Raw genomic sequence first — 24,204 nt, forward strand, 5'->3', positions numbered from 1 at the left:
GATGATCCCCCGACTCCCTCGCGCCGAGCCACGTCACCCACGACACTGGACGGGCACGCGGACGACGGGGCTCTCTTGAGGGGGACGTATATGCGGGACAGCCATCGGGCCGAGGCCGAGAGGCTGTTGGTGCGGGCCGTGGAGGAAGAGGTGCGGCGCTCCGGCGGGCGGTCCGACGGCAGCGCGCTGCTCTCGCGCGGCCGGGGCGCGCTGGACGCGTTGGCGCGGAGCGCGGCGGAGGAGTACGCGGCTTATACGCAGGCGCTGGACGAGGCGGCGATCGGGCAGCTCTCGTTCGGGGAGCGGTTTCGGCGGGACGGCGGCGCAACGGGTCTGGTGGCCACGGGAGTTGGGGCACTCGGCGCCATTGTGGTCGATATCGCGCTCGGGCTCGGCGCGGGTGGCGCGGTGGGCGCGGGCGCGGCCGTGATGGTGGCCGGGGCCGCGGCGACGGTCGCCAAGGTGACCCTCTCGCACGTACCGGCCGCGCACCGCAGGGCCGGCGCGCTCGGCCAGCCGGGCGGCCCGGAACAGCTGCGCCTTGAGTGGCTGACCGCCCTTGAGGTGCGCGGCATCCGGCCCTTCCTCGACCAGCAGCGGGCGGTGACCCCCAAGCCGCAGCAGAAGAAGAAGGTGCCGACGCAGTTGCGCGGCACCGACAAGAGCGCGGCGGCCCGGCGCAGGTCGGTCCTTGAGCAGTCGTTCGGTCATCTGCCCGACGCGCAGGGCCCGTTCGCGGGTCGGCGGGCCGAACTGGCGCGGATCGGGCAGTGGGTGCAGGCCGCGCGCGCCTCGACCGAGACCCGTCCGGTGGTCGTGGTCCTGCACGGCGCGCCGGGGTCGGGCCGCAGCACCCTCGCGCTGCGGGCGGCGCACGGTCTGCGCGACCAGTTCCGCGGCGCCTGCCTGGTCGACATGCGCGGCGGCGCCCTCGCGGGTGAGCAGCCCCTGCCCACCCGGGACGCGCTGCTCCACCTGCTCAACCGGCTCGGCGCGCCCCGCGAGCAGCTCCTGTTCCGTGAGCGGTCCTCGCCCGAGCAGCAGGTACGCCGTCTCGCCGAGCTCTACCACCAGCATCTGACGGGCCTCGCGGTCACCGTCGTCCTCGACGACACCGATGACGCCGAGCAGGTGGCCGCCCTGGTGCCGCAGCGCTCCGAGGGCCTGGTCCTCGTCACCTCGACCCAGCCGCTCGATCTGCCCGCCGACTTCCCGGCGTGGGTCCACCAGCTGCCGGTCGAGCCACTGGACGCGGCGGGCGCCGAGGAGCTGCTGCGGGAGGCCGCCGAGGAGAAGGACACAGGGCCCTACGACGGTGAATCGGCGGAACTGGTCCGGCAGTTGTGCGGCGGGCTTCCGCTGGCGCTGCGCATCGCCGGCTCTTCGCTGGGGCCGCGCTCCGCGCGGGCACTCGCCGCGGATCTCGGGGCGTACGGTCCGGTGGCGCCCAACGAGCGGGCCCTGTGGCTGCGCTACACCGACCAGTCCGAGCCGGCCCGGCGTCTGCTGCGCCGCCTCGCGCTCGCCGGGCGGGCCTCGCTGGGCGCGGCCGCCGCTGCCGCGCTGCTCGGCGCGGACGAGCAGGAGGCACAGCGCCAGCTCACGGCGCTCGCCGGCGCCGGGCTCATCGACCACGTACGCGGCAGCCGCTACCGGCTGCACGACGTCGTACGGGCCTTCGCCGACGCCCGCCTCGCCGACGAGGAGGAGCAGACCGAGCGGGTCGCCGCGCAGGAACGCCTGATCCGTAACTACGCAGAGCTCGCGGACGCGGTGGGCCGCATGGTCGACGGCAAGATGTCGACCCGGGCCGGACAGTTCGGCGGCCACGGCTTCCCCTCCCTCGACGCGGCGCTGCGCTGGCTGGACGACGAGTCGAGCTTCATCACGGCGGCCCTGCGGCAGGCCGAGGGCGTCGACCAGGAGGCCGTCCTCAGCCTGCTCGGCGCGCTGTGCGATTACTGCCTGCTGCGCGGCGACCTCTACCGCCTGGGCGAGATCAGCGAGTTGACGCACGCCGTCGACCAGGGCCTGCTCGTACGGTCCGTGCAGTGGCGCACCGGCATCGCGGCCCGCCAGCTCGGCGAGCTCGACACGGCGCGTACGACGCTGTCCTCGGTGGTCAACCTGTACCGCGAGGCGCAGCACGACGCGGGTCAGGCGCTCGCGCTGTGCTCACTCGGCATCACCCTGCACCACCAGGGCAACCTGGCGGAGGCCGCGGCCCGGCTGCGTGAGGCGATCGACCTCCAGGCCGGCGAGGAGCTGTCCGGCGACCGCGCCTGGTCGCTGCACGCCCTCGCGGCCGTCGAGCGAGACCGCTCCAACCTCGCCACCGCGCAGGCCCTGCTGGACACCGCGCTCGCCCTGCACCGCGAGAACGAGTCGCTGCATGGCGAGGCGTGGACCCACTTCCAGCTCGGCCAGCTCTTTCTGCGCACCGGTGAAGTGCCGCGCGCGGAAAGCGAGTTGCGTACCGCGCTCGATCTGTACGGGCGTACACGGGACGGGCGCGGCGAGGCGTGGGCGCTGACGCAGCTGGCGCGGGCCCGGCTCGTCGAGCGCGACGCGACGGCCGCGGTCGACGGATTGCGTCAGGCACTGTCGCGCCACCGCGAGCAGGAGGACGCGCGGGGCGAGGCGTGGACGCTGTACTACCTGGGCCAGGCCCTGGAGGAGCGGGGCGACCGCGACCAGGCGGTGCGTGAGCTGGAGCGGGCCCGCACCATGTTCTCGCGCATGCGGGACGTGTACGGGCTCGCCTGCGCCCGCCACCACTCGGGCCGGGTCACCCGCGATCAGCGGGCCGCGCAGACCGGCAATCTGCGCAACTCCGGCTTCGCCCGGCAGCTCCTGGTCGACGCGCGCGCCGACTTCCACCGCATCGGGGTGGCGCACGGCGAGGCCTGGACCTGTCTTGAGCTGGCGCTGATCGACGCCGGGAACAACCGTCCCGGCCCGGCGCTCACCCTGTGCGACGAGGCGACCGCGCTGTTCGCCTCGTACGACGACCGGCGCGGCGGCGACTGGTCGCGCTTCCTGCGCTGCACGCTGCTGCCGTACGCGGGCGCCGGCGGGGTGGACGTCGGGACCGCGGTCGCGCAGGAGGAGGTCGCCCAGCTGCTGCGCGCCGTACACGACGCCCGCGACGGCAAGCTGGAGGACTGCGCGGAGGCCTTCGCGCTCATGCTGGAGCGCGGTGTCTCCCTTGAGGCGGGCTGGCAGGCCTGGCAGCTGGGCATGGTCCCGGACCGGCACGCCCGCGAGGTCATGGGGGTGCCGGTGGCGTCGACGGGCCGCTGACGCCCCGGCCCACGGCCGTAAGCCGCCCGCCCCGCGTCCTCGACGGGCGCGGGCGCGGCGGGCCGGGGGGTCAGGCCTTGTTCGCGGCGCCCTTGGCCGGGGCCGGCTTCTCGGCTGCCGGGTCCGGGGTCTCCTCGAAGTCGACCTTCCCCATGTGGCGGTTCATCGACTTCATCAGCATCCACACGCCGAGGGCGAGTGCCGCGAAGACGATGAACCCGAGGACGCCGGGCGTCACCTTGTCATCGTCGAGTTCGGCGGCCAGCGGGACCAGGTGCGTCATTGCGAGGCTTGCGCTCATATCAGGCATTGTCGCGTACGCCCGCGAAGAGGTCGTCCTCGGGGAGGGAAGTGTCCACGAGCGACTTCGCCAGCTCGTACTCCTCGGTCGGCCAGACGTCCTTCTGGAGGTCGAGCGGAACGCGGAACCAGCCGCCGTCGGGGTCGATCTGCGTGGCGTGCGCGATCAGCGCCTTGTCCCGGATCTCGAAGAACTCGGCGCAGGGAACATGCGTGGTCAGGGTGCGTTCGGCGCGGCCGAACTCCTTCCACCGCTCCAGCCAGTCACCGTAGGGCGAGTCCATGCCGCGGGCCAGGAGCGCCTCGTGCAGGGCGACCGTACGCGGCTTGTTGAAGCCCTGGTTGTAGTAGAGCTTCTGCGGCTGGTAAACCGGGCCGAACTCGGCCTCGGGGTACTTCTCGGTGTCGGTCGCCCCGTCGAACGCCACCATCGTGATCTTGTGGGTCATGATGTGGTCGGGGTGCGGGTAGCCACCGTTCTCGTCGTACGTCGTGATGACCTGCGGACGGAAGTGACGGATGGAGCGGACCAGGCGGCCGGCCGCGACGTCGACGTCCTCCAGGGCGAAGCAGCCCTCGGGCAGCGGCGGCAGCGGGTCGCCCTCGGGCAGGCCCGAGTCGACGAAACCGAGCCACTCCTGGCTGACGCCGAGGATCTCGCGGGCCTCGTCCATCTCCCGCTTGCGGACCTCGTGGATGTGCTCCTCGATGTAGGCGTCGCCCTGGAGCTTGGGGTTGAGGATGGAGCCGCGCTCGCCTCCCGTGCAGGTCACGACCAGCACGTCCACCCCCTCGGACACATACTTCGCCATGGTGGCCGCGCCCTTGCTCGACTCGTCGTCGGGGTGGGCGTGCACGGCCATCAGTCGCAGCTGCTCAGTCAAGACTCGATCCTCGGTGACTCAGTAAGTAAACGGGGCGCCCTCTGTGATCCGCGCACGGGGCGGCTTCTATAGTGACCGAATCGGGGGACGGAAAATTCCGGGTATCCCCACCAGCAGGAGGACGATCATGGCCGCTGTGCGCGAGCAGCTTCCCCAGGGGCGCTACGGGCGCTCGGCGGACGAGCGCGCGGACCGCAAGCTGAAGATCATCGGCTCGGTGCTCGGCGCCGCGCTGCTCGGCGTGATCGTCTGGATCGGCGCCGACTACGTGGGCGGCCAGTCCCTCTCCGCGCAGGTCATCAAGTTCAAGGTGGTCTCGGACACCTCGGTCGAGGTGCACCTGGAGGTCGTCAAGGACAAGGACGCCAAGGGCACCTGCACCCTGCGGGCCCAGCAGACCAGCGGGGACGACGTGGGCCGCGCGGACTTCCGGTTCGACGAGCCGGTCAAGCAGGTCGACAAGGTCGTCACGATCACCACCACCTCGCGGGCGACCGCCGCCGATCTGGTCAGCTGCCAGTCCGACTGAGGCCTTTCGCGCCGTCCGTCACGCCGCCTGTCGCCCGCCCGGCCGGTCAACAGTGCCGACGCACCGCTTCTGACCTGCGTTGATGAAGTTCTAGCGGTTTATGTCCTCCCCCTGGGGCACCGGAATTGTTAGGCTCGTGGTTTCGCCCACCCAACCAGGCACATGCTTCTGGGTAGGGCGATGCTTTGTATATCCAGTACCGACGAGGAGCACCTGTGACCCAGACCAGCGACAACGTCACCTGGCTGACCCAGGAGGCGTACAACCAGCTCAAGGCCGAGCTGGAGTACCTGTCTGGTCCCGCGCGCACGGAGATCGCCGTAAAGATCGCGGCGGCCCGTGAGGAGGGTGACCTCCGGGAGAACGGCGGGTACCACGCGGCCAAGGAGGAGCAGGGCAAGATGGAGCTCCGGGTGCGCCAGCTGACCCAGCTCCTCGAGCACGCCAAGGTCGGCGAGGCCCCCGCCGCGGACGGCGTCGTGGCCCCCGGCATGCTCGTCACGATCGCCTTCGACGGCGACCCGGACGACACCCTGGAATTCCTGATGGCTTCGCGTGAGTACGCCTCGACGGAGATCGAGACGTACTCGCCGCAGTCGCCGCTCGGCTCCGGCGTGAACGGCAAGAAGGTCGGCGAGGACGCCGAGTACGAGCTGCCCAACGGCAACAAGGCCTCGGTGAAGATCCTCGCGGCCGTGCCCTTCAACGGCTGACGTCGCGCCGCGCGCGCATCGCGCCGTACGCACAGAGCGCCGTACGCACATAGCGCTGTAAGCACAGAGCGCTGTAAGCACAGAGCGCCGTACGCACCAGGAAGCCCCCGGCCGCCTTCGAGCGGCCGGGGGCTTCGCGTCGTGTCCCTGCGGCGTGGAGGCCGTCCCCCAGCCGGGTTTCGTTACTGCTTCGCGGCCTTCTCGTAGGCCTCGCGGACCTCGGCGGGCACGCGGCCGCGGTCGTTCACGTGGTGGCCGTTCTCCTTGGCCCAGGCCCTGATGGCCGCGGTGTCGTTGCCACCCGCGCCGTTCGACCGGGCGGGCGCCGCCTTCGTCTTGCCGGAGCGGACCCTACGGCCGGCCTTGGTGAAGGGGGCCACCGCTTCGAGGAACTTGTCGTAGCTCTCCGGAGCGAGGTCGATCTCGTAAGCCACGCCGTCGATGATGATCTGGTGCGTGGCCGCCTCGGTGGTTTCTTCACCCGTGAGGTCATCGGTGTAGATGGTGACGATCTTCTGTGCCATGGAGGGAGTCTAGGCGCGTTTCCAGCCACGCCCGCCCCCCATGGGAGGTGGGCGATCGGCACCTCGGCGGCCGGAACGCCGTTTCGGGGTCATCCGTGCCGGCTCGCGTACTGGACGGCCATCGCGGCGCAGAAGGCGCCGGCGGCCAGGGTCGTGAGGATCAGGGTCGCCGCCGCGAGGACGAGATGACGCGGATGGCTCCGCCGGGGGTGAGGGACGCGGCCTCGACGGAGCTTGCGGGCCTGCACTGGTCGGTCTCCTGCTCCCACACACCCCGGCCGTCCGAGCGGGCCAGGGTCAGTACGTTTCCGTGGACGTCCTTGACCTGGCCCGCCAGGTTCCGCGCCATGTCCACGACGACCTCGCCCTTTCTGTAGTTCACCTCGACCGCCTCCGCGCGGACCGGCAGAGGTCGGTCAGTTTCCTGGCCCCGGCGATGGTGACCCGGGCGAACCGGATGGTGTGGAGGTCGACGTGGCGTCCGGCGGCGGGGTCCCAGGCCTGCGCGAACTCCAGCGTGAGCTCCCCCACGTCGACCCCGGCGTCCTCCAGCGCCGCCCGCAGGTCCAGGTAGACCTCGTCCACGATCTCGGCTCCGGGCGGAATGAAGGGGGCTTTTCTTGTCGGCATGGGCTTGTTGCTGGCGAACATGTATTCGTCCTTCCTCGGCTCAACCCCGTTGCTGAATAGAAGAGTTACGGGTTACGGGTACGCTCACCAGTAGCTGAATACCGGAGTCCGACAGAGGTAAAAGGCATATGCCAAGAACGCGTGAACTGGAGCCGGGCGACAGCCTTGAGCAGTACCTCGGGCACCTTGTCCGGGAAGCTCGCGCCGCTATGGACAAGTCCGAAGGCAGGAAGCTCTGGACACAGGCGCACCTCGCCCAGCGCGTGTTCGTAAGTCAGACCCGGATCTCCGAAGTCGAGCTGGGCGAAGTGCCGCCGGACCGGAGCCTGGCCGAGAAGATCGAGCGAACGCTCAACATGCGATCGGGATCGTTGGTCGATCTGGTCAAGCTGCTGGAGCGGGAGAACGTTCGCGACTACGCCAAACCCTTCCTGCGCCGACAGGAGGAGGCCCGGCTGATCCACGACTTCAGGTTGACCATCCCCGCACTTCTCCAGACCGGCGACTACACACGCGCCCTGTTGGTCACCGGTGACGCGGATCCCAGGGCGATCGACACATACGTCGAGCAACGCATGGAGCGGCGGCGGATTCTGGAGCAGGACGATCCGCCGTGGTTCGCGGCGATCGTGGATGAAGCAGTGCTCCTCCGCGGCACCGGTTCGCGCCTCATCATGGCGGCGCAGCTCAAGGTGCTGCTGGAAGCCCAGGAAGTCCCGACCACCAGCATCCGGATACTCCCGCTCGGATCACCGCACGTCATCGCCGGTTCGTTCACGCTCGTCACCCTGGCCAACGGGATCCGCGGCGCGTACACCGAGGGGTTCTCGACCGGTAACTACACCGAGGAGCTAGCTGAGGTGATGTCGTATCAGAGGGTCTATGATCGGCTCGCTGCCAGCGCGCTGACAGCGGAGGCGTCCACAGCCCTGATCTACGAGGCGATGGAGAGGTTCAAGTGAACGAAGCACCGAACTGGCACAAGTCTTCGTACTCCGGGGGCAACACCAACGACTGCGTCGAGGTCGCGGACAACCAATCTCGCATTCTGGTCCGTGACACGAAGAACCACGGCATGGGCACCCTGACTCCGTCCCACCCTGCCTGGGCCGCCTTCCTGGGGTACGCCAAGCAGATCGACGGCTGACGCTCCGCCCACCTCAACTGGGCGGCAGCGCATGGCGTGAGCCCCCTCTCCAGGCTTGGCGGAGAGGGGGCCCAGGCACGCCGGGCGCGGCCAAAGCCCGCCATGAGCAACCGCGTAGACGCATCAACCAGCGGCACGCCGGTACTTGCGGACCGCGAGCGCGCGGAAGACCACCAGGATCAGACTTCGTGTCCGTGCTTGTACCCCAATTCGGTTCGTCAGTCACGATTCCTCCTTCCCATGCGTGCAAAGTGGTCGATAGCAGCCAGAATTAGCCCCCGAGCGGCCTGCCCATAAACGGCGGACTGCCGATGAAACTCGAACGCCTTCCGGTAAACGTCGACTTCCCTCGGCTGCGTCACAGACATCTCTGCGGAGTATGTCTCCACCATGACGAGTTTGTCGTCAAACATCGAGAAGGCATGGCCGACCCAGAGGGCAAGGGGGGCGGACCGCGGGACGATGCCCAGGCTGAGTCGAGGGAGCGTCAACACGGCCATCAATCGGTCGAGCTGAGCCCTCATGACCTCCGACCCGCCGTGGTTCGAGTAGAGGGCCTGCTCACCAAGGAGCACGTTGAAGATTCGGTCGCCCTTGTAAAGGTACGACTGCCGTTCGAGGCGCCTGGCCACGGCGGCTTCCGTGTCAGCCGGCGACTCGTAGAGAGTCGACACCTGCTCAAAGATGCTCTCCGCATAGGCGGAAGTCTGAATGGTGCCCCAGATCGTGGAAGGATCCCAGATCCGGAACACCTTGGTCTTTCGGTAGAGCGGCAGGGACTTCTTCTGGCGGTTCTCAGTCCCCTCCTGGAGCTGCCGGCGCCACTCCATCCACAGCTCGTCCATGTTTCGGACTGTGGCGATCAGGTCTGAGATCTCAGCCGAGTGGCCGGTGGTCTCGCACCAGACCCGGATGTCGTCCTCGCTCGCATTCTGCTTGCCATTCTCGATGCGAGAGACCTTGGACTCCTGCCAGCCGGTGACAGCAGCGAAGGCCCGGCCGCTGGTGAACCCCGCGTCCTTGCGGAATCCACGCAGCCGGGCACCCAACGCCTCGCGGGTCTCCTGTGCCTGGTTGTTCACTGCTCAGTCAGGGTGTGTACTCGGAGTGCTGGATTGCTGAGTCCCAGAGCAGGTCCCGGACACGGACGCATCCGGCAACCGTCTCCGGATCGTCGATCACTTGGGAACCGAGGACCCTGCCGTTGTCGTCGAAGTGCCCGACGGCCAAGAGCTTGTCGTCGAAGAGCCACCAGTCATTGCCGTCGACGGGAAAGACGAGGCCCTGGGGCACCTTGTGGCGCGGCATCCATCGGATCTGCTCGCCGGCCTCCTCGTTGAGCGGAGTTCCCTCATGCTCCCAGCGGACGTAGGGGGTGTGCGGCTCGGTCACGACACGGACCCGCCGAACCACCTTGCCCTCCTGGGTGAGCCGTCGAACCATCGACAGCCACGAGTCCATGAAGGCGTTGTCGACCACTCCCGCGAGCCACTTCTCGTACGGCCCGTCTTCCAGTGGCACCGAGTAGTCGTCCCTCAGCTCCAGATGGAAGGCATCATGCGCGACAGCCTCAATGAGCCGGTTGCGCTCGGCGCTGGAGAGCAGCTCCACGTGGTACCTCCAAGAGGTCTGTGATCGCGGCCTTGGAAACCTCGACCACGGCCTCGTAGTCCGGAATCGACATCTGGGACAGGGTCTCGCGGTCGGTCACCTTCCGGCCCTGCACAACGTACGTACCACCCGGCGTGAGGGCCATTAGTGGGTCCTCAAGACGCTTGAACTCCCCAGCGGGGAGACCGTCCTTCTCCAGGTGCTCGAACAGCTCGGCGGGAACCTCCACGGCCGTCTTCCCCTCGGGAATGTCGAGCCTCAATCGCGGGTCACCAGGGATGACCTTCCACCCCTGAACGAGGTAGGTGCCACGGTCGGTGGCGTAGAGGGTAGGGCAGTCGCCCACTTTGGAGTTCTTACCAAGGAACCGTAGCTTCATGGTCGTTCTCCTGTCGTCCGCCTTGCGCAAGATTGCGCGACAGCCCGATGCTCGGGGAGACGTCAGAGGTCGTCAATTAGCCTGCTGCAAACTGACGCAATTCCCTTGGAAGTTGGTTGCGCACCGCTCTACGGTCGTTCCGAACCGAGCAGCCACAACACATGCGCTGGACCGCCCTCATGACGCGGCGCTTCCTGGATGTCCATGTGCAGAGGGGCGGGACGGGTGTCTCGTGACTTTTCGTCAGCAGCAGGTGACTTACCTGGTGTCGCTCCTGGTCCTGTCGGCCGCCCTCGCGGTCCCCGATGAAGGACAGACCGGGCCGGGGTGGGTGCACGTGCAGCACGGCGCGGAGAACGACTCTCCGCACAGCAGATGCGCAAGGAGGACCATCCGTGAAGAACCTCTACACGCTCCCCGAGGTCGACGACAGCGCATTCGAGAACTTCTGCGGCGGCAACCTCAGCGGTGAGCACGAAGCGTGCATCGACGTCGCGGCCATCCCCAGCGCCGCGGAGTCTTTCGCCCTGCGCGACTCGAAGCCCGAGGGCGTCGGCCAGGAGCTGCGCGTCACTGCGGCCGAGGTCGACGACTTCGTCATCGGCTGGGCCAAGAAGCGGGGTCTGGCGCTCTAGTCTGGCGCTTCCCCATCCAGGGCTGGACAGGGGCCGCCCAGCTTCGGCGGGGCGGCCCCGCACTTCCAGAAGGGCACAAATGAGCTGGTCAGGGCACTGGCACGGATACGGACCGTGGACCGGACCATCGGCGGTGTACGGCAAGGAGGGAGGCCGTCGACCTCCGCATCCCAACGGTCCGCCCTCGGTCCTGGACGCCGAGGACAAGAAGCAGCAGGCAGTCCTCGACCGGTACCGGGAAGCTGCCTCGGAGTTCGCTACTGGAAACGTGCCGCCCACCATGACCGGCTGCTGGCTCTTGAAGAAGAACCAGGTCTCGACCGATCGCACGTGGTCCGATGTGGGTATCGCACTTGCTTGGTTGACCAAGCAGTACGAGGAGAACCCCCCGTTCGTCCGTTCGGATCGCCTCCAGGCGTACTGCGCCCTCTACGACAAGCTGGAGTACGCCACTGACGTACTGCCCCGTGGTGTCGACGTGAGCTGGGTGTACTACCTACCGACCGAGCGCTTGGTCTCGTACTCCATCGTCTGCTGTCCGAACCGGTTCCATCCTCAGATCGACTGCCCGCTCCCACCGTCGTAAGGAGTCGACGCCATGTCGCTGCGCCTCTTACTCCCCGAGGAAGGTGCGACCGAACTGCTGGCCTCCTGGCCGGACGAACCGCGAGTCTTCGATCGCAGCACGCCGTCCCTCGACGAGACGGTGACTGCCGAGTCCATCCGCGGCTACCTCTACACGGGGTGCGTCCCGGCCAACGAAATCGCGGCCGTCAAAGCGCCCAACCCGTCCCTGAGCCAGAACGCGTACATGACCGACGGTCGGACGGACCGAGCGAAGCTGGTCCGGCTCTACGAACGCGGCTACACAATCCGCCTCGGCAATCTTCAGCGCGTGGTGCCCGAACTGGCCCGGGCATCTGACGCGATCCAGACGGAGACGGGCTACTCGAACTACATCCACGCCTTCCTGACCCCGCCGGGCGAGCAGGGGGCCAGTCGCTCTTGCTTCCTCGGGGCTGGGTCCACAACCCGCACGTCGTGGACCCCGAGGAGCACAGCATCCACCTGACCTTCGCGATCCGGGAGCGCACGCAGTTGTGGCTCGCCGAGAAGCTTCTCGGCGGCGCCATCGCTCTGGAGGACTGTCGTCGCATCGTCCTCCCTCGCCAGTTGGGTGGGGATGAGCTGATGAGGCAGCTCGGCACGGTACGCGAGACGCTGGTGAAGTACTTGCAGGGCCTCGACCTCACCGGAATCGCTCCGATCGTCATCAAGGACGCGTTGACGGAACTGGAATACAAGACCTGAGTGAATGAATCATTGCCGCGGTTCTCTGTCCCGGGCGTCCTTGGCTTCGCCCCTGGACGGCTCCTTGATGCCGCGCGCCAACCACGCTGACGGCACGCCAGCGGGTGGCGCGTGGATCAACCGGCCGCCCTGCGGTACTTGCGGACCGCGAGCGCCCTGAAGACCACCAGAATCAGCAGCGACCACAGCACCGACGCGAGGATCGCGTGCCGCATGGGCCAGGCGTCCGGGGTCTGGAAGCCGGGCGGCAGATTGCCGAAGAGCTCCCTGGCCGCCTGGACCGTGGTGCTGAACGGGTTCCACTCCGCGATGTGCCGGAAGAACGCCGGCAGGTTGCTGGAGTCCACGAACGCGTTGGAGATGAAGGTCAGCGGGAAGAGCCAGATCAGTCCGCCGGAGGTCGCCGCCTCGGGGGTCCGCACGGACAGGCCGATGAGGGCGCCGATCCAGGAGAACGCGTACCCGAGCAGGAGCAGCAGCCCGAACGCGGCGAGGGCCTTGGGGAGGCCGTCGTGGATGCGCCAGCCGATCAGCAGGGCGACGCCGGCGAGCACCACCAGGGTCACGGCGGTCTGCGCCAGGTCGGCCAGGGTGCGTCCGGTGAGCACCGCCCCGCGCGCCATGGGCAGTGAGCGGAAGCGGTCGATGAGGCCCTTGTGCATGTCGTCCGCGATGCCGGCGCCCGCGCCCGCCGTCGCGAAGGTGACGGTCTGCGCGAAGATGCCCGCCATCAGGAACTCGCGGTAGCTCTGCTGCGAGAGCGAGCCGCCGACCTGGATGGAGCCGCCGAAGACGTAGGTGAACAGGACGACGAACATGATCGGCTGGATCAGACCGAACAGGACCACTTCGGGGATCCGCTTCATACGGATCAGATTCCGCTGGGCGAGGACCAGGGAATCGCTCATGGCGCTCACGGGGTCTGCTCCTTCTGTACGTCGGACCGGCGTGCCGTGTCGCCGTCCGGGTCCGGCCCGTCCCCGGTCTCTTCGGGGGCGGTCTCGGCCGCGTGGCCGGTCAGGGAGATGAAGACGTCGTCGAGGGTGGGGCGGCGCAGGCCGATGTCGTCGATCTCGACGCCCCTGGCGTCGAGTTCGCGGATGACCTCGGCGAGCAGCTTGGCGCCGCCGGTGACCGGGACGGTGAGGCGGCGGGTGTGCTCCTCGGCCTTCACCGCGCCCTTGCCGAAGCCGGCGAGGACGCCGCGGGCCGGTTCCATCTGGTCGCCCTGGTGGACGACGACCTCGACGCGCTCGCCGCCGGTGCGGGCCTTGAGCTGGTCGGAGCTGCCGCGGGCGATGACCTTGCCGTGGTCGACGACGCAGATGTCGTGCGCCAGCCGGTCGGCCTCCTCCAGATACTGGGTGGTGAGCAGCAACGTGGTGCCGCCGGCCACCAACTCCTGGATGACTTCCCACAGTTGCTGACGGTTGCGCGGGTCGAGGCCGGTGGTCGGCTCGTCCATGAACATGACGGGCGGCGAGACCACGAGGGCGGCCGCGAGGTCGAGGCGGCGGCGCATGCCGCCGGAGTACGTCTTGGCGGGGCGGTCGGCGGCGTCGGCGAGGTTGAACCGGTCGAGCAGTTCACCCGCCCGTACCTTCGCGGCCTTGCCGCTCATCTGGTAGAGCCGGCCGACCATGCGCAGGTTCTCGCGGCCGGTGAGGTATTCGTCGACGGCGGCGAACTGGCCGGACAGGCCGATGGCGCGGCGCACTTCGGTGGGCTGCTTCAGGACGTCGAGGCCCGCGACGATCGCCTTGCCGCGGTCGGGCTGGAGCAGGGTGGTCAGGACGCGTACGGCGGTGGTCTTGCCGGCGCCGTTGGGACCGAGCAGTCCGAGGACGGTGCCTTCGGGGACGTCGAGGTCCACGCCGTCCAGAGCCGTGACGTCGCCGAACGTCTTCACCAGGCCTTCGGCGTAGATGGCGCCTGGCATGTGAGTACCCCCAGTGGTGGGTGTGACCTATGGAGAAATCCTAGATTTCCCGGGCCTGGAGCGCCCGGTGGAGCTGTGCCGAGCCACACCGTAACGCGATACATCGCGTTCTGTCAGGGGTTTCGCCGCATCGCCGTGCCCTCGTCAGCCGAGGACGCTGTACCCCGCAGCGCCGCGCGCTCGTCAGCCGAGGACGCTGTACCCCGCACCGCCCTGCGCATCGTCAGCCGAGGACGATGTACCCCGCCTCCCCCAGCGCCGCGGTCACCTCGGCGCAGTGCTCGGGCCCCTTCGTCTCCAGATGCAGTTCGACCTCCACCTCGGTGAGGCCGAGCCGGGGGTCGGTCCGTACGTGACTGACGTCCAGGACGTTCACGTCGAGCACCGTCAGCTCCCCGAGCAGCGAGGCCAGCGCGCCGGGACGGTCCTTCAGGCGCAGCCGCACCGACAGATAGCGGCCGGCCGCCGACATGCCGTGCCGCAGTATGCGCTGCATCAGGAGCGGGTCCACATTGCCGCCGGACAGCACCGCGACCACCGGCCCGCGGAACGACTCCGGGTCGCCGAGCAGCGCGGCCACCGGGCTCGCCCCCGCCGGCTCCACCACCAGCTTCGCCCGCTCCAGGCAGAGCAGCAGCGCACCGGCGAGCTCGTCCTCGGAGACCGTACGCACCTCGTCCACCAACTCGCTGACCAGCGAGAATGGTATGTCGCCCGGTCGTCCCACCTTGATTCCGTCGGCCATCGTCGGCGCCGGCTCGATGGCGATGGGACGGCCCGCCGCGAGCGAGGGCGGATACGCGGCGGCGGCCGCCGCCTGCACCCCGACGATCCTGACGTCGGGCCGCAGCGCCTTGACCGCGACGGCGATCCCGGCCGCGAGCCCGCCGCCGCCGATGCCGACGACGATGGTGCGCACCTCGGGACACTGCTCCAGGATCTCCAGGCCGACCGTGCCCTGCCCCGCGATGATGTCCGGGTGGTCGAAGGGGTGGATGAAGACCGCGCCCCGCTCCTGCGCGTACGCCTCTGCGGCGGCCAGCGTCTCGTCGACGACCGTGCCGTGCAGGATCACCTCGGCGCCGTAGTGCCGCGTCGCCGCCACCTTGGGCAGCGGGGCGCCGAGCGGCATGAACACCGTGGAGTGCACCCCGAGCAGCGACGAGGCGAGGGCCACGCCCTGCGCGTGATTGCCCGCGCTCGCGGCCACCACCCCGGCCGCCCGCTCCTCCGGCCGCAGCCCGGCGATCCGTACGTACGCGCCGCGCAGCTTGAACGAGCCGGTGCGCTGGAGGTTCTCGCACTTGAGGTGGACGGGGGCGCCCACCAGCGACGACAGGTGGCGCGATCCTTCCATCGCGGTCATGCGGGCCACGCCCGACAGCATCTTCTGCGCGCCGCGGACGTCGTCGAGGATCAGATGGTGCAGGGGGCTGGGCGTACCGAAGCTCATGCCCTCAAGTCTCGCAGCTCACCCCGGTCGCGGCCGTCCGGATTCCGGGCGCCCGGGCCGGGTGCCGGCAGTTGTCCACAGGTTTGTGCACCGCTGGTACGCGGGCCGGTCCGGCCGCGTACTCTTTCCCCACCACACCCACACCCGCACGAGAGAGCCCCGGCCATGCCCCCAGTTCAGGACATGACTCCACCGCTCGACCCCGGCCTCCTCGATGCCCTCCAGCACCAGGTGGCCGTGTTCGCCCGCCGCGCAGAGCAGACCAGGCTCGGCGGCGTCGGACAGGTCCGCAACTCGATGGACCGGGCGGCGTACCTGCTGCTCAACCGGCTCGACCTGGAAGGCCCGATGGGCGTCAAGGCGCTCGCCGCGGGCATGGGGATCGACTCGTCGACCGTGACCCGCCAGGTCGCGCCGCTCGTCGACACCGGCCTGGTCAAGCGCACCTCGCACCCCGAGGACGGGCGGGCCGTCGTGCTCCAGCTGTCCCCGCGCGGCCAGTCCCGACTCGAAGAGGTGCGCTCCTCGCGGCGCGAGCTGATGGCGCAGGTCACGGACGGGTGGACGGACGACGAGCGGGAGTCGTTCTGCGCGCTCCTGACCCGCTTCAACTCCGCGCTCTCGGCCCGCCAGTCGGCCTCGCAGGAGCCGGCGCCGCCGACCTCTTGACCCGGAGCTCGCGCCTGCCCTCATATGAGGCTCATGCGCGAGCGGCACTTGACCCGACACCGCCGCCGCACCCGGGAGTTCGAGGCATTCGTGGCGGGCGCGGGGGGCAGGCTGCTCCATGCCGCCACCCTTCTGACCGCCGAGCCGCCCGACGCCAATCCGCGCGCCCGGCACCTGTTGACGGCCGCCCTCGCCGAGACGTACGCCCGCTGGCACCGACTGCGCGGTGAGGACCCGTACGACCGCACCCGCCAGGAGCTGGCCGCCCGGTACGCCCGTACCGCCTGGCGTCACCACCGCCCGGCCTTGCCCGGCAGGCCCCGGCCCCCGGCCGAGCTGGGGCTCCTCGCGCGGCTGAGCCCGCAAGAACGCCTGATCCTGGTGCTGCGCCTGTACGAGGGGGTGGCCGAGGAACAGACGGCGGCGCTCGTCGGACTGCCCGTCGACCGGGTCCGCGCGCTGTGCACCCGCGCCATCACCGCGATGCGCAGCGAACGAGCCGTCCGGTGAGCGCGCCCGACCGCAAGACCGCCGAGGTCCGCCGGCTCCTGGAGAACGCGGGCCACCCGGCCGTTCCCGCCGAACTCGCCGACCAGGCAGCCGAGTTGGGTCTGCGCGTGCTGCGCAGGCGGCGCGTGGTGCGGCGGCTGCTGTGGTTGCTCGTCGTGGCGGCCGCGGTCGTCTTCGTGGTCTGGGCCTCGATCGCCCAGCCCTGGGTGGCGCCACCGTCCACGGTGACACCACCCGTCGGGATCTAGGGCCCGTCAGACTTGGCCTCGGGCCCGGACCCCGTGCCGCGCTAGGCGAGCGCCTGCTGGAGGTCGGCGAGCAGGTCGTCCGCGTTCTCGATGCCCACCGAGACCCGGACCAGGTCCGCGGGGACCTCCAGGGCGGAGCCCGCGACGCTCGCGTGCGTCATCCGGCCCGGGTGCTCGATCAGCGACTCGACACCGCCGAGGGACTCGCCGAGCGTGAACAGCTTCGTACGGTTGCAGACCTCGACCGCCGCCTGCTCGCCGCCCTCGACGCGGAAGGAGACCATGCCGCCGAAGGCGCGCATCTGCTTGGCCGCGATCTCGTGGCCCGGGTGCTCGGGCAGCCCCGGGTACAGGACGTGGGTGACCTTGGAGTGCCGCGAGAGCATCTCGGCGACCTTGCCCGCGTTCTCGCTGTGCCGGTCCATGCGGACCGGGAGCGTCTTGATGCCGCGCAGCACCAGCCAGGAGTCGAAGGGCCCGGCGACCGCGCCCATCGCGTTCTGGTGGTACGCCAACTCCTCGCCGATCTCGGCCGAGTTGGTGACCAGCGCGCCGCCCACGACGTCGGAGTGGCCGCCCATGTACTTGGTCAGCGAGTGCACCACGATGTCCGCGCCGAGCGAGAGCGGCTGCTGGAGGTAGGGGCTCGCGAAGGTGTTGTCGACGACGAGCCGCGCGCCGGTGTCCGCGGCGACCTGCGCGACGGCCGCGATGTCGGTGATGCCGAGCAGCGGGTTGGAGGGCGTCTCGACCCAGATGACCTTCGTACGGTTGGTGACCGCGGCCCGCACCGCCGCCGGGTCGGAGGTGTCGGCGACCGACCACTCGACGCCCCAGCGCGAGACGACCTTCGCGAACAGCCGGAACGTGCCGCCGTAGGCGTCGTTCGGGATCACCACATGGTCGCCGGGCGCGAGCAGCGCACGCAGCAGGCAGTCCTCGGCAGCGAGCCCGGAGGCGAACGCGAGTCCGCGGCGACCGCCTTCGAGGGCGGCCAGGTTCTCTTCGAGGGCGGTCCGTGTCGGGTTCGCGCTGCGGCTGTACTCATAGCCGCCGCGGAGCCCGCCGACGCCGTCCTGCTTGTACGTGGAGACCTGGTAGATCGGGGGTACGACCGCACCGGTCAGCGGATCCGCGGTGTTCCCGGCGTGGATCGCGAGGGTCTCGAAGCTCTTGTCCGTACCGTCTGCGTGCTTGTGGCTCATGGAAGCAGAGCCTAGTTCGTCCGCAGGACGGGGGCCGCCCCATTCGGGAACGGTCAGGTTCGCGGAGCCCGGGGCGCGGCCCGGCATCCGGGGCCCACGGTCTGATTCGCCGTATGGGGGCGCGCCCCGGCGTCCGGGGCCCCGGTGTGGTCCGCGGTCTGGTTCGCCGTATGGGGGCGCGGTCTGGTTCGCTGGTGGACATGGAGATTCTGTGGACCCTGCTCGCGCTGGGCTTGCTCGCCGCGATCCTCACCCGGTTCGTCCTGCGGCGCGGTGGCGGCGGCATCCGGCTGTCGCAGCCCGGTGCGCCGGACGCCGCCGACCCGGCAGCGTACGGGTTCGTACGCCAGGAGGAACTCGACGTCCGCCTGCCGGGGCCCGACCAGGATCTCCTCGACGTACTCGCGGTGGTGCAGGGCACCCAGGACTGGAAGCCGGCCCAGCGGCTCCTCGCCTCGACGCCGAAGGAGGGCGAGCGGCGCTGGCAGCGCGTCCAGGCCTTCGCGGGCGCGGCCTCCCTCGAACTCGCCCGGCACCCCGGCGTCGGCGGGGCCTGGCTCCGCAAGTGGCGCTCGGAGTCGCCCAAGGACGCGGGGGCGGCGCAGGTGCACGCGGAGTTCCTGGTCCAGCAGGCGTGGCGCTCCTCGTCCGTCGGCCGCGACGACTTCCGCATCATCCTGGAGGAGGCCCGCACGGTCTGTGGCGAGGCCGCGCTGCTCGCCCCGGGCGACCCGGTGCCGTACATCGTCGAACTCGCCGTGGCCCGCGGACTGGCCTATCCGCGCCCGGAGTTCGACCAGCTGTGGGCGAAGGTGCTCGACCGCGCCCCGCAGCACATGGGGGCGCACCTCGCGGCGCTGCACTACCACTGCGAGAAGTGGCATGGCTCGCGTGCCCAGGCCGACGAGTTCGCGACGGCGTCCGCGGCCCGCGCTCCCCGGGGCGCGCTGCTCTCCGCGCTGCCCCTCTTCGCGGTGCACGAGCACCTGTCCGACACCGTCCTGGTCAGCGACTTCTACCGCACGGCGGTGGTGAGCCGGGCCATGGAAGGCGCGCTGCACGCCGTCCAGCAGGCCCGCCCCGACGACCCGGCCCTGCCGCTCGTCCGCCACCTCCTGGTCTCCTTCCTGGTGCCGGCCCAGCGGTGGGCGGAGTCGATGGACCAGTTCGTCACCCTGGACGGCCATGTGGGCGCCGTCCCGTGGACCCTCTCCGACGACCCGGCCGCGCAGTACGCCCTGTGCCGGGCGCTCGCGGTAGCGGGCTACGAGGCGAACGGCGGAAGCCCGGCTACGCTGCGGCGGCTTTAGGAGGCGCCTTTAAGGAGGCAGCTTTAAGGGGCGGCTTCAGGGAGCGGCTTTACGGAGCGGCTTCACGGAGCGGCTTCACGGAGCGGCTTCACGGAGCGGCTTCAGGGAAAGGGGGCGGGGCGGAATCTCCGGGCCCGGTCGTACGTTCTTCCTAGGCACCCGATCTCTCCGAGGAGCCCACGATGATCTTCGGCCGCCGTCCGCCCGAGCTGCCCACCCCCGAGCAGGCCCTGAAGGGCCGCCCGGAGCCCGAATTCACCCTGCCCTCACGGCACACGGTCCTCGGCAACCCGCTGGGCGGCCCCTACCCCGAGAACCTTGAGGTCGCGGACTTCGGGATGGGCTGTTTCTGGGGCGCCGAGCGCAAGTTCTGGCAGACCGAGGGCGTATGGACGACGCTCGTCGGCTACCAGGGCGGCAGCACGGTGAACCCGGCGTACGAGGAGGTCTGCTCGGGGCTTACCGGGCACACCGAAGCGGTCCGGGTGGTCTACGACCCCGCCGTCGTCCCGTACGAGCAGCTCCTGAAGGTGTTCTGGGAGAACCACGACCCGACGCAGGGCTTCCGCCAGGGCAACGACGTGGGCACCCAGTACCGCTCAGCGATCTACACCCACACCCCGGCCCAGGAGGCCACGGCCCAGGCCTCGCGCGAGGCCTACCAGAAGGTCCTCACGGGTGCGGGCCACGGCACGATCACGACGGAGCTGCTGCCGGCGGAGGGCCGCCCCTTCTTCGCCGCCGAGCCGTACCACCAGCAGTACCTGGACAAGAATCCGGCGGGCTACTGCGGCATCGGCGGCACAGGGGTCAAACTGACCGCGCCCTTCGAGACGAACTGGGGCGCGTCCTGCCCGACGGGGATCGCGCCGGCGCCGGAGGTCGCGGAGACGACGAAGTAAAGCCCCTGTCGCAGTCCGGCGTTGCCCTTACTGGCGTAAGGGGGGCGCGTGGTCGGGTGACGTTGCGCGGCGAAGGTGGCCGGGCGGTCACGGATGGGCTCGTCATCGGGGTGAATGGCTCGCGTGAGAGCTGAGCGGGCGACGGGTGACGGGCGTGAGTGATCCGAGGACGACCATGGGGGACGCGGTGCATCTGAGGCTGCCGTCCGCCCCGCCGAAGCCGGCGCCGGGCTGCCCGGTCTGCACGGAGATGGCCGTGCGGCGGCGGACGGCCCGGGACCGGGGGGACTTCTCGGCCGCCACGGACGCCGACGTGGAGATCCGTCACCACCCCCACCGCGGGCGGGGGCGGCGGTCCTAGGGCCCTGGGACCCCGAAACTCCTGGGACCCCGGGACCCCGGGACCCTAGGCCCGGTCCAGGCGCTGGACCAGCATCGCGTCCGTGCCCGGCGCCGTTCCCGGATAGAGCACGGTCATCGTCGAGCGGAGCGGGGGCGCGGGCGGTGCGGGGGTCAGGTCCACCGTGCGGGAGGCGAAGTCGCCCACCGAGCGGCAGGACCACCAGGCGGCCAGGTCGGGCCGGGTCTCGCGCAGGCGGGCGGTCAGAGGAGGTGCAGGGCGTCGAACGGGACATGTGGATCACTTATCCGGCCAAGGGGCTCGCGCTGGCGGCGGTCGGCGGATTCCTGATCATCGAGGGGGCGCAGGAGGACGTCACGCCCTACCTCTCCGCGGCCGGGACCCTGCTCGTCGACGACGCGTCCGCGCATCTGGTCCGGCTGACGGAGCGCGGCGCCGAGATCGTCGAGCCCCTGCACCCGGTGCCCACGGGCGCCGCCTTCTACGCGCGGCACCCGGACGGCTCGGTGGTCGAGTACGTCGAGCACCGGCCGACGACTGACGGTGCCTAGGAGGCCCGATAATCGCTGGTCGCCCGGGGGAAGGTGGCGTCACCCTTGCGTCCATGGACACCCGGACCGCCACCCCGATCCCGCCCGCGCGCCAGATCCGCGCTCTGCACACCGCGTCGACGATCACCGTCTACCAGGCGTACGCCTGCGCGCTCGGGTTGCCCGCGGCGCGGGAAGGGCGGTTTCCGGCGGCGTGGAAGCGGGAGCGGATGACCTGGGTCAAGCCGTCGTTCCTGTGGATGATGTACCGCTCGGGGTGGGGCACGAAGGAGGGGCAGGAGACGGTGCTCGCCGTCGAGATCCGGCGCGAGGGCTTCGACTGGGCACTCGACCACGCCTGCCTCGCGCAGTACGACCGTGAGGCGCACGGCGAACAGCGCGACTGGAAGCGGGAGTTGAAGCGGGCTCCGGCGCGGGTGCAGTGGGACCCCGAGCGAGATCTGCACCTCCGGGCCCTTCCGTACCGGTCCCTTCAGCTCGGGCTGGTCGGAGAGGCGGTGCGGCGGTACGCGGACGAGTGGATCGTGGGCGTCCGCGACGTAACGCCGCTCGCGCGTCGCGTCCACGGCCTCGTCACCGCCGGCCAACTCCCCGCCGCCCGGGCCTTGCTGCCCGAAGAGCGGGTCTATCCCCGCCCCGAGCAACCGCGGCACGGCTCGCGCAGTTGCCTGCGCCCCTGAAAACGCCCTTTGCCTGCGGACCGTGCGGGGCCGGCCGCGCAGTTCCCCGCGCCCCTTGACTACTCGGTGCCGGGCCGCACGGGCATAGCCAGCCCGTCAGGGGCCCTCTGGCCCTTAGGGCCTTGGGGGAGATTAAGGACGAGCGCCGTTCAGGCGCGAACGGGGTCTGGGGCGGAGCCCCAAGGAGCCGCCTCCCTCACGTAGCCGCACGGGCGGGTGGGCGTGCAGGGCCCGGGGTCCGGGGCCTGCCCGCCCACCCTCACGTAGGTCAGATCGTCGCCGTGTCGATCACGAAGCGGTAGCGGACGTCGCTCGCCAGCACCCGCTCGTACGCCTCATTGATCTGGTCCGCCCGAATCAGCTCGATCTCCGCGCCGAGCCCGTGCTCCGCACAGAAGTCCAGCATCTCCTGGGTCTCGTCGATGGACCCGATCATCGAGCCGGCGAGGATCTTGTTGCCGCCGATGAGGCCGAACATGTTGAGCGAGTTCGGCTCCTCGGGCGCGCCCACGTTGACGAACGCGCCGCCCGTCTTGAGGAGCGCCAGGTACGCCCCCAGGTCCAGCGGCGCGGAGACGGTGGACACGATGAGGTCGAAGGAGCCCGCGAGCTCCTTGAAGGTGGCCTCGTCGCTCGTCGCGTAGTAGTGGTCCGCGCCCAGCTTGAGCCCGTCGTCCTTCTTGCGGAGCGACTGGCTGAGCACGGTCACCTCGGCGCCCAGTGCGTGCGCGATCTTCACGCCCATGTGGCCGAGGCCGCCGAGCCCGAGGATGGCCACCTTCTTGCCGGGGCCCGCCTGCCAGCGCTTGAGGGGCGAGTACAGGGTGATGCCGGCGCACAGCAGCGGCGCCGCGACGTCCAGCGAGATCCCCTCGGGGATGCGCAGGGTGTGGTCGGCGTCGACCACGATGTGCGTCGAGTAGCCGCCGTAGGCGGGCTTGCCGTCCCGGCCGGTCGCGTTGTACGTCGAGACGCCGTCCGAGCAGAACTGGTTCTGCCCCGACCGGCAGGCCTCGCACTTTCCGCAGGAGTCGACGAAGCAGCCGACGCCCGCATGGTCGCCCACCTGGAACTTGGTGACGTCCGAGCCGACCTCGGTGATCACACCGGCTATCTCGTGACCGGGCACCATCGGGAAGATGCCCGTGCCCCAGCCCTCGTTCACCTGGTGGATGTCGGAGTGGCAGATGCCGGCGTACTTGATCTCGATGAGCACGTCGTTCGCACCCACCGGGCGGCGCTCGATGGTGGTGCGCTCCAGGGGAGCCTTGGGGGCGGGGGCGGCGTAGGCGGCGACGGTGGTCATGCCGTTCTCCTCAGATCTTTGGGGTACCCGTTCAGCCTGCCCGACATCCCGTCCGTCACCCAGGCCTCTGTTCTGCCTACGACCACCGTGCGTACCACTGGCAGGGACAGGCTCCCGGTCCTACGTCCACGCCTGAGAGCGCGGATACTGGGGTGTCATGGACCAGCGTTCCGAACTCAGCGAATTCCTCCGCTCACGCCGGGCCCGGCTGAAGCCCGAGGACGTGGGGCTGCCCGACCACGGGCGCCACCGCAGGGTGCCGGGCCTGCGCCGGGAAGAGCTGGCGCAGCTGGCCGGGGTGTCGGTGGCGTACTACACGCGCCTGGAGCAGGGCAACGCGCAGAACGTCTCCGTGGAGGTCCTGGACGCGATCGGGCGGGCGCTGCGGCTCAACGACATCGAGCAGGACCACCTCACCCACCTCGCCAAGGGCAAGGCGAAGAAAAAGCGCGCGGCGTGCCGGACCCAGCACGTGCGTCCGGCGCTCCAGCAGCTGATGGACGCGATGGACAACGTGCCCGCCCAGCTCATCGGCCGCCGCCTCGACATCCTCGGCTGGAACCGGATGGCGGCGGCGCTGTTCGGCGACATGGCCCAGCTGCCGCCGCAGGAGCGGAACATGGCGCGCCATGTCTTCCTCGACCCCGCCTCCCGCTCGCTGTACGTCGACTGGCACGGCAAGGCGGTCGACGTGGTGAGCATCCTGCGGCTGTGCGCGGGCTGCTACCCGGACGATCCTCAACTGACCGCGCTGGTGGGCGAGTTGTCGGTGAAGAGCGAGGAGTTCCGCTCCATGTGGGCGGCGCACACCGTCGCCGACAAGGGGCATGGCGTCAAGCGGCTGCGCCACCCCGTGGTGGGTGAGCTGACGCTCGCGTACGAGACGCTGAAGCTGCCCGATGAACACGACCTGTCGCTGGTCACCTTCCATGCGGAGCCGGGGTCGGCGTCCGAGGAGTCGCTGCGGCTGCTGGGCAGCTGGAGCGCCGATCAGCCGGTGCGGGTGGCCTGAGGAGGCCCGGGAGGGTTTCGCCCGGCACGCGAAAGGGGGCCCCGAGGGGCCCCCTTGGCGCGCATCGCGCCCGTGCCTGCGCCGCTCGGTGG

The 24,204-nt window shown here is 70.0% G+C and carries 31 protein-coding genes; 17 read left to right on the forward strand and 14 right to left on the reverse strand.

All coding sequences use genetic code 11. From position 1 onward, the window contains the following. Positions 1 to 90: 90 nt before the first annotated feature. On the forward strand, positions 91 to 3,303 hold the full coding sequence (locus tag AB0D31_RS11500; RefSeq protein ID WP_362720298.1) for a tetratricopeptide repeat protein: 3,213 nt from the start codon (positions 91 to 93) through the stop codon (positions 3,301 to 3,303). Between the two features lie 70 nt (positions 3,304 to 3,373). On the opposite strand, the gene AB0D31_RS11505 is transcribed toward AB0D31_RS11500, so the two are convergent. Continuing rightward, positions 3,374 to 3,613 carry a hypothetical protein gene (locus tag AB0D31_RS11505; RefSeq protein WP_362720301.1) on the reverse strand — a complete coding sequence of 80 codons (240 nt, stop codon included), beginning with the start codon at positions 3,611 to 3,613 and terminating at the stop codon, positions 3,374 to 3,376. Beyond that, a complete protein-coding gene (mca, locus tag AB0D31_RS11510) occupies positions 3,606 to 4,487 on the reverse strand; it encodes a mycothiol conjugate amidase Mca (RefSeq protein WP_362720304.1) in 882 nt (293 codons plus the stop codon). Before mca ends, AB0D31_RS11505 begins: the two co-directional genes overlap by 8 nt. Before the next feature lie 127 nt (positions 4,488 to 4,614). Between mca and AB0D31_RS11515 the strand changes: the two genes are divergently transcribed. Further along, positions 4,615 to 5,016: a DUF4307 domain-containing protein gene (locus tag AB0D31_RS11515; RefSeq protein WP_362720307.1), complete on the forward strand. Its 402-nt coding sequence runs from the start codon at positions 4,615 to 4,617 to the stop codon at positions 5,014 to 5,016. 215 nt (positions 5,017 to 5,231) lie between these two features. Then, a complete protein-coding gene (greA, locus tag AB0D31_RS11520) occupies positions 5,232 to 5,729 on the forward strand; it encodes a transcription elongation factor GreA (protein ID WP_261712464.1) in 498 nt (165 codons plus the stop codon). 182 nt (positions 5,730 to 5,911) lie between these two features. Here the strand turns inward: greA and AB0D31_RS11525 are convergent, their stop codons facing one another. The 3 genes from AB0D31_RS11525 to AB0D31_RS11535 all read right to left on the reverse strand — a co-directional run bounded on the left by AB0D31_RS11525 (position 5,912) and on the right by AB0D31_RS11535 (position 6,904). Continuing rightward, positions 5,912 to 6,253: an Lsr2 family protein gene (locus tag AB0D31_RS11525; RefSeq protein ID WP_362720309.1), complete on the reverse strand. Its 342-nt coding sequence runs from the start codon at positions 6,251 to 6,253 to the stop codon at positions 5,912 to 5,914. Positions 6,254 to 6,413: 160 nt separating this feature from the next. Further along, entirely contained in the window at positions 6,414 to 6,635 is a 222-nt protein-coding gene (locus AB0D31_RS11530; RefSeq protein WP_362720312.1) for a hypothetical protein, read from the reverse strand. Then, positions 6,632 to 6,904, reverse strand: coding sequence for a hypothetical protein (locus tag AB0D31_RS11535; protein ID WP_362720314.1), 273 nt, complete (start codon positions 6,902 to 6,904; stop codon positions 6,632 to 6,634). Before AB0D31_RS11535 ends, AB0D31_RS11530 begins: the two co-directional genes overlap by 4 nt. A 188-nt stretch (positions 6,905 to 7,092) precedes the next feature. Between AB0D31_RS11535 and AB0D31_RS11540 the strand changes: the two genes are divergently transcribed. Then, on the forward strand, positions 7,093 to 7,845 hold the full coding sequence (locus AB0D31_RS11540) for a helix-turn-helix transcriptional regulator (RefSeq protein ID WP_362720317.1): 753 nt from the start codon (positions 7,093 to 7,095) through the stop codon (positions 7,843 to 7,845). Then, positions 7,842 to 8,030: a DUF397 domain-containing protein gene (locus tag AB0D31_RS11545; protein ID WP_362720320.1), complete on the forward strand. Its 189-nt coding sequence runs from the start codon at positions 7,842 to 7,844 to the stop codon at positions 8,028 to 8,030. The genes AB0D31_RS11540 and AB0D31_RS11545 overlap by 4 nt, the downstream gene beginning before the upstream one ends. A gap of 218 nt (positions 8,031 to 8,248) precedes the next feature. Here the strand turns inward: AB0D31_RS11545 and AB0D31_RS11550 are convergent, their stop codons facing one another. Genes AB0D31_RS11550 through AB0D31_RS11560 form a run of 3 tightly spaced genes read right to left on the reverse strand, consistent with a single transcriptional unit; the run spans position 8,249 to position 10,020 of the window. After that, the gene (locus AB0D31_RS11550) at positions 8,249 to 9,112 is read right to left on the reverse strand and encodes a helix-turn-helix transcriptional regulator (RefSeq protein WP_362720322.1); all 864 of its coding nucleotides are present in this window, start codon (positions 9,110 to 9,112) and stop codon (positions 8,249 to 8,251) included. 7 nt (positions 9,113 to 9,119) lie between these two features. Continuing rightward, positions 9,120 to 9,641, reverse strand: coding sequence for a DUF6879 family protein (locus tag AB0D31_RS11555; RefSeq protein ID WP_362720324.1), 522 nt, complete (start codon positions 9,639 to 9,641; stop codon positions 9,120 to 9,122). Further along, positions 9,601 to 10,020, reverse strand: a complete 420-nt coding sequence (locus AB0D31_RS11560) for a hypothetical protein (RefSeq protein ID WP_362720327.1) — start codon at positions 10,018 to 10,020, stop codon at positions 9,601 to 9,603. Before AB0D31_RS11560 ends, AB0D31_RS11555 begins: the two co-directional genes overlap by 41 nt. A 395-nt stretch (positions 10,021 to 10,415) precedes the next feature. Here AB0D31_RS11560 and AB0D31_RS11565 point away from each other — a divergent pair, with 395 nt between their 5' ends. The 4 genes from AB0D31_RS11565 (at position 10,416) to AB0D31_RS11580 (ending at position 11,966) form a co-directional block, all read left to right on the forward strand. Then, complete coding sequence (locus tag AB0D31_RS11565) at positions 10,416 to 10,655, forward strand: DUF397 domain-containing protein (RefSeq protein WP_362720330.1); 240 nt, start codon at positions 10,416 to 10,418, stop codon at positions 10,653 to 10,655. Positions 10,656 to 10,734: 79 nt separating this feature from the next. Continuing rightward, on the forward strand, positions 10,735 to 11,241 hold the full coding sequence (locus AB0D31_RS11570; RefSeq protein ID WP_362720332.1) for a hypothetical protein: 507 nt from the start codon (positions 10,735 to 10,737) through the stop codon (positions 11,239 to 11,241). A gap of 12 nt (positions 11,242 to 11,253) precedes the next feature. Continuing rightward, positions 11,254 to 11,727 carry a hypothetical protein gene (locus tag AB0D31_RS11575; RefSeq protein ID WP_362720335.1) on the forward strand — a complete coding sequence of 158 codons (474 nt, stop codon included), beginning with the start codon at positions 11,254 to 11,256 and terminating at the stop codon, positions 11,725 to 11,727. Continuing rightward, positions 11,697 to 11,966, forward strand: coding sequence for a hypothetical protein (locus AB0D31_RS11580; RefSeq protein WP_362720337.1), 270 nt, complete (start codon positions 11,697 to 11,699; stop codon positions 11,964 to 11,966). Before AB0D31_RS11575 ends, AB0D31_RS11580 begins: the two co-directional genes overlap by 31 nt. 116 nt (positions 11,967 to 12,082) lie before the next feature. Here the strand turns inward: AB0D31_RS11580 and AB0D31_RS11585 are convergent, their stop codons facing one another. The 3 genes from AB0D31_RS11585 to ilvA form a co-directional block, all read right to left on the reverse strand. Then, entirely contained in the window at positions 12,083 to 12,874 is a 792-nt protein-coding gene (locus AB0D31_RS11585) for an ABC transporter permease (protein ID WP_362720441.1), read from the reverse strand. Positions 12,875 to 12,879: 5 nt separating this feature from the next. Continuing rightward, the gene (locus AB0D31_RS11590; RefSeq protein ID WP_362720340.1) at positions 12,880 to 13,905 is read right to left on the reverse strand and encodes an ATP-binding cassette domain-containing protein; all 1,026 of its coding nucleotides are present in this window, start codon (positions 13,903 to 13,905) and stop codon (positions 12,880 to 12,882) included. 223 nt (positions 13,906 to 14,128) lie between these two features. After that, positions 14,129 to 15,358 carry a threonine ammonia-lyase gene (gene ilvA, locus AB0D31_RS11595; protein ID WP_362720343.1) on the reverse strand — a complete coding sequence of 410 codons (1,230 nt, stop codon included), beginning with the start codon at positions 15,356 to 15,358 and terminating at the stop codon, positions 14,129 to 14,131. A 165-nt stretch (positions 15,359 to 15,523) separates the two neighbouring features. Here ilvA and AB0D31_RS11600 point away from each other — a divergent pair, with 165 nt between their 5' ends. From AB0D31_RS11600 to AB0D31_RS11610, 3 genes are read left to right on the forward strand one after another with little or no spacing between them, the layout of a single operon-like run. Further along, complete coding sequence (locus AB0D31_RS11600) at positions 15,524 to 16,027, forward strand: MarR family transcriptional regulator (RefSeq protein WP_362720346.1); 504 nt, start codon at positions 15,524 to 15,526, stop codon at positions 16,025 to 16,027. A 33-nt stretch (positions 16,028 to 16,060) separates the two neighbouring features. Next, positions 16,061 to 16,537 carry a sigma factor-like helix-turn-helix DNA-binding protein gene (locus tag AB0D31_RS11605; protein WP_362720349.1) on the forward strand — a complete coding sequence of 159 codons (477 nt, stop codon included), beginning with the start codon at positions 16,061 to 16,063 and terminating at the stop codon, positions 16,535 to 16,537. Beyond that, complete coding sequence (locus AB0D31_RS11610) at positions 16,534 to 16,785, forward strand: hypothetical protein (RefSeq protein ID WP_362720351.1); 252 nt, start codon at positions 16,534 to 16,536, stop codon at positions 16,783 to 16,785. Before AB0D31_RS11605 ends, AB0D31_RS11610 begins: the two co-directional genes overlap by 4 nt. Before the next feature lie 41 nt (positions 16,786 to 16,826). Here AB0D31_RS11610 and AB0D31_RS11615 read toward each other — a convergent pair whose 3' ends face one another. Beyond that, entirely contained in the window at positions 16,827 to 17,990 is a 1,164-nt protein-coding gene (locus tag AB0D31_RS11615; RefSeq protein WP_362720353.1) for a cystathionine gamma-synthase, read from the reverse strand. Positions 17,991 to 18,190: 200 nt separating this feature from the next. On the opposite strand from AB0D31_RS11615, the gene AB0D31_RS11620 reads away from it, so the two are divergent. Both AB0D31_RS11620 and msrA read left to right on the forward strand, forming a co-directional pair. Beyond that, complete coding sequence (locus tag AB0D31_RS11620; protein ID WP_362720356.1) at positions 18,191 to 19,300, forward strand: hypothetical protein; 1,110 nt, start codon at positions 18,191 to 18,193, stop codon at positions 19,298 to 19,300. Positions 19,301 to 19,482: 182 nt separating this feature from the next. After that, positions 19,483 to 20,202, forward strand: a complete 720-nt coding sequence (gene msrA / locus AB0D31_RS11625) for a peptide-methionine (S)-S-oxide reductase MsrA (protein WP_362720358.1) — start codon at positions 19,483 to 19,485, stop codon at positions 20,200 to 20,202. A gap of 406 nt (positions 20,203 to 20,608) precedes the next feature. Here the strand turns inward: msrA and AB0D31_RS11630 are convergent, their stop codons facing one another. Continuing rightward, positions 20,609 to 20,749 (reverse strand): hypothetical protein, encoded by a 141-nt coding sequence (locus tag AB0D31_RS11630; protein WP_362720361.1) that lies wholly within the window; start codon positions 20,747 to 20,749, stop codon positions 20,609 to 20,611. Positions 20,750 to 20,814: 65 nt separating this feature from the next. On the opposite strand from AB0D31_RS11630, the gene AB0D31_RS11635 reads away from it, so the two are divergent. Beyond that, positions 20,815 to 21,114, forward strand: a complete 300-nt coding sequence (locus tag AB0D31_RS11635; RefSeq protein ID WP_362720364.1) for a hypothetical protein — start codon at positions 20,815 to 20,817, stop codon at positions 21,112 to 21,114. Positions 21,115 to 21,167: 53 nt separating this feature from the next. Next, on the forward strand, positions 21,168 to 21,794 hold the full coding sequence (locus tag AB0D31_RS11640) for a DUF4291 domain-containing protein (protein ID WP_362720366.1): 627 nt from the start codon (positions 21,168 to 21,170) through the stop codon (positions 21,792 to 21,794). A gap of 268 nt (positions 21,795 to 22,062) precedes the next feature. On the opposite strand, the gene AB0D31_RS11645 is transcribed toward AB0D31_RS11640, so the two are convergent. After that, the gene (locus tag AB0D31_RS11645) at positions 22,063 to 23,100 is read right to left on the reverse strand and encodes an NAD(P)-dependent alcohol dehydrogenase (RefSeq protein WP_362720369.1); all 1,038 of its coding nucleotides are present in this window, start codon (positions 23,098 to 23,100) and stop codon (positions 22,063 to 22,065) included. A gap of 157 nt (positions 23,101 to 23,257) precedes the next feature. Between AB0D31_RS11645 and AB0D31_RS11650 the strand changes: the two genes are divergently transcribed. Then, on the forward strand, positions 23,258 to 24,112 hold the full coding sequence (locus AB0D31_RS11650) for a helix-turn-helix transcriptional regulator (protein WP_362720372.1): 855 nt from the start codon (positions 23,258 to 23,260) through the stop codon (positions 24,110 to 24,112). Positions 24,113 to 24,204: the final 92 nt, after the last annotated feature.

This window comes from Streptomyces sp. NPDC048361, assembly GCF_040651795.1.
GTDB lineage: Bacteria > Actinomycetota > Actinomycetes > Streptomycetales > Streptomycetaceae > Streptomyces.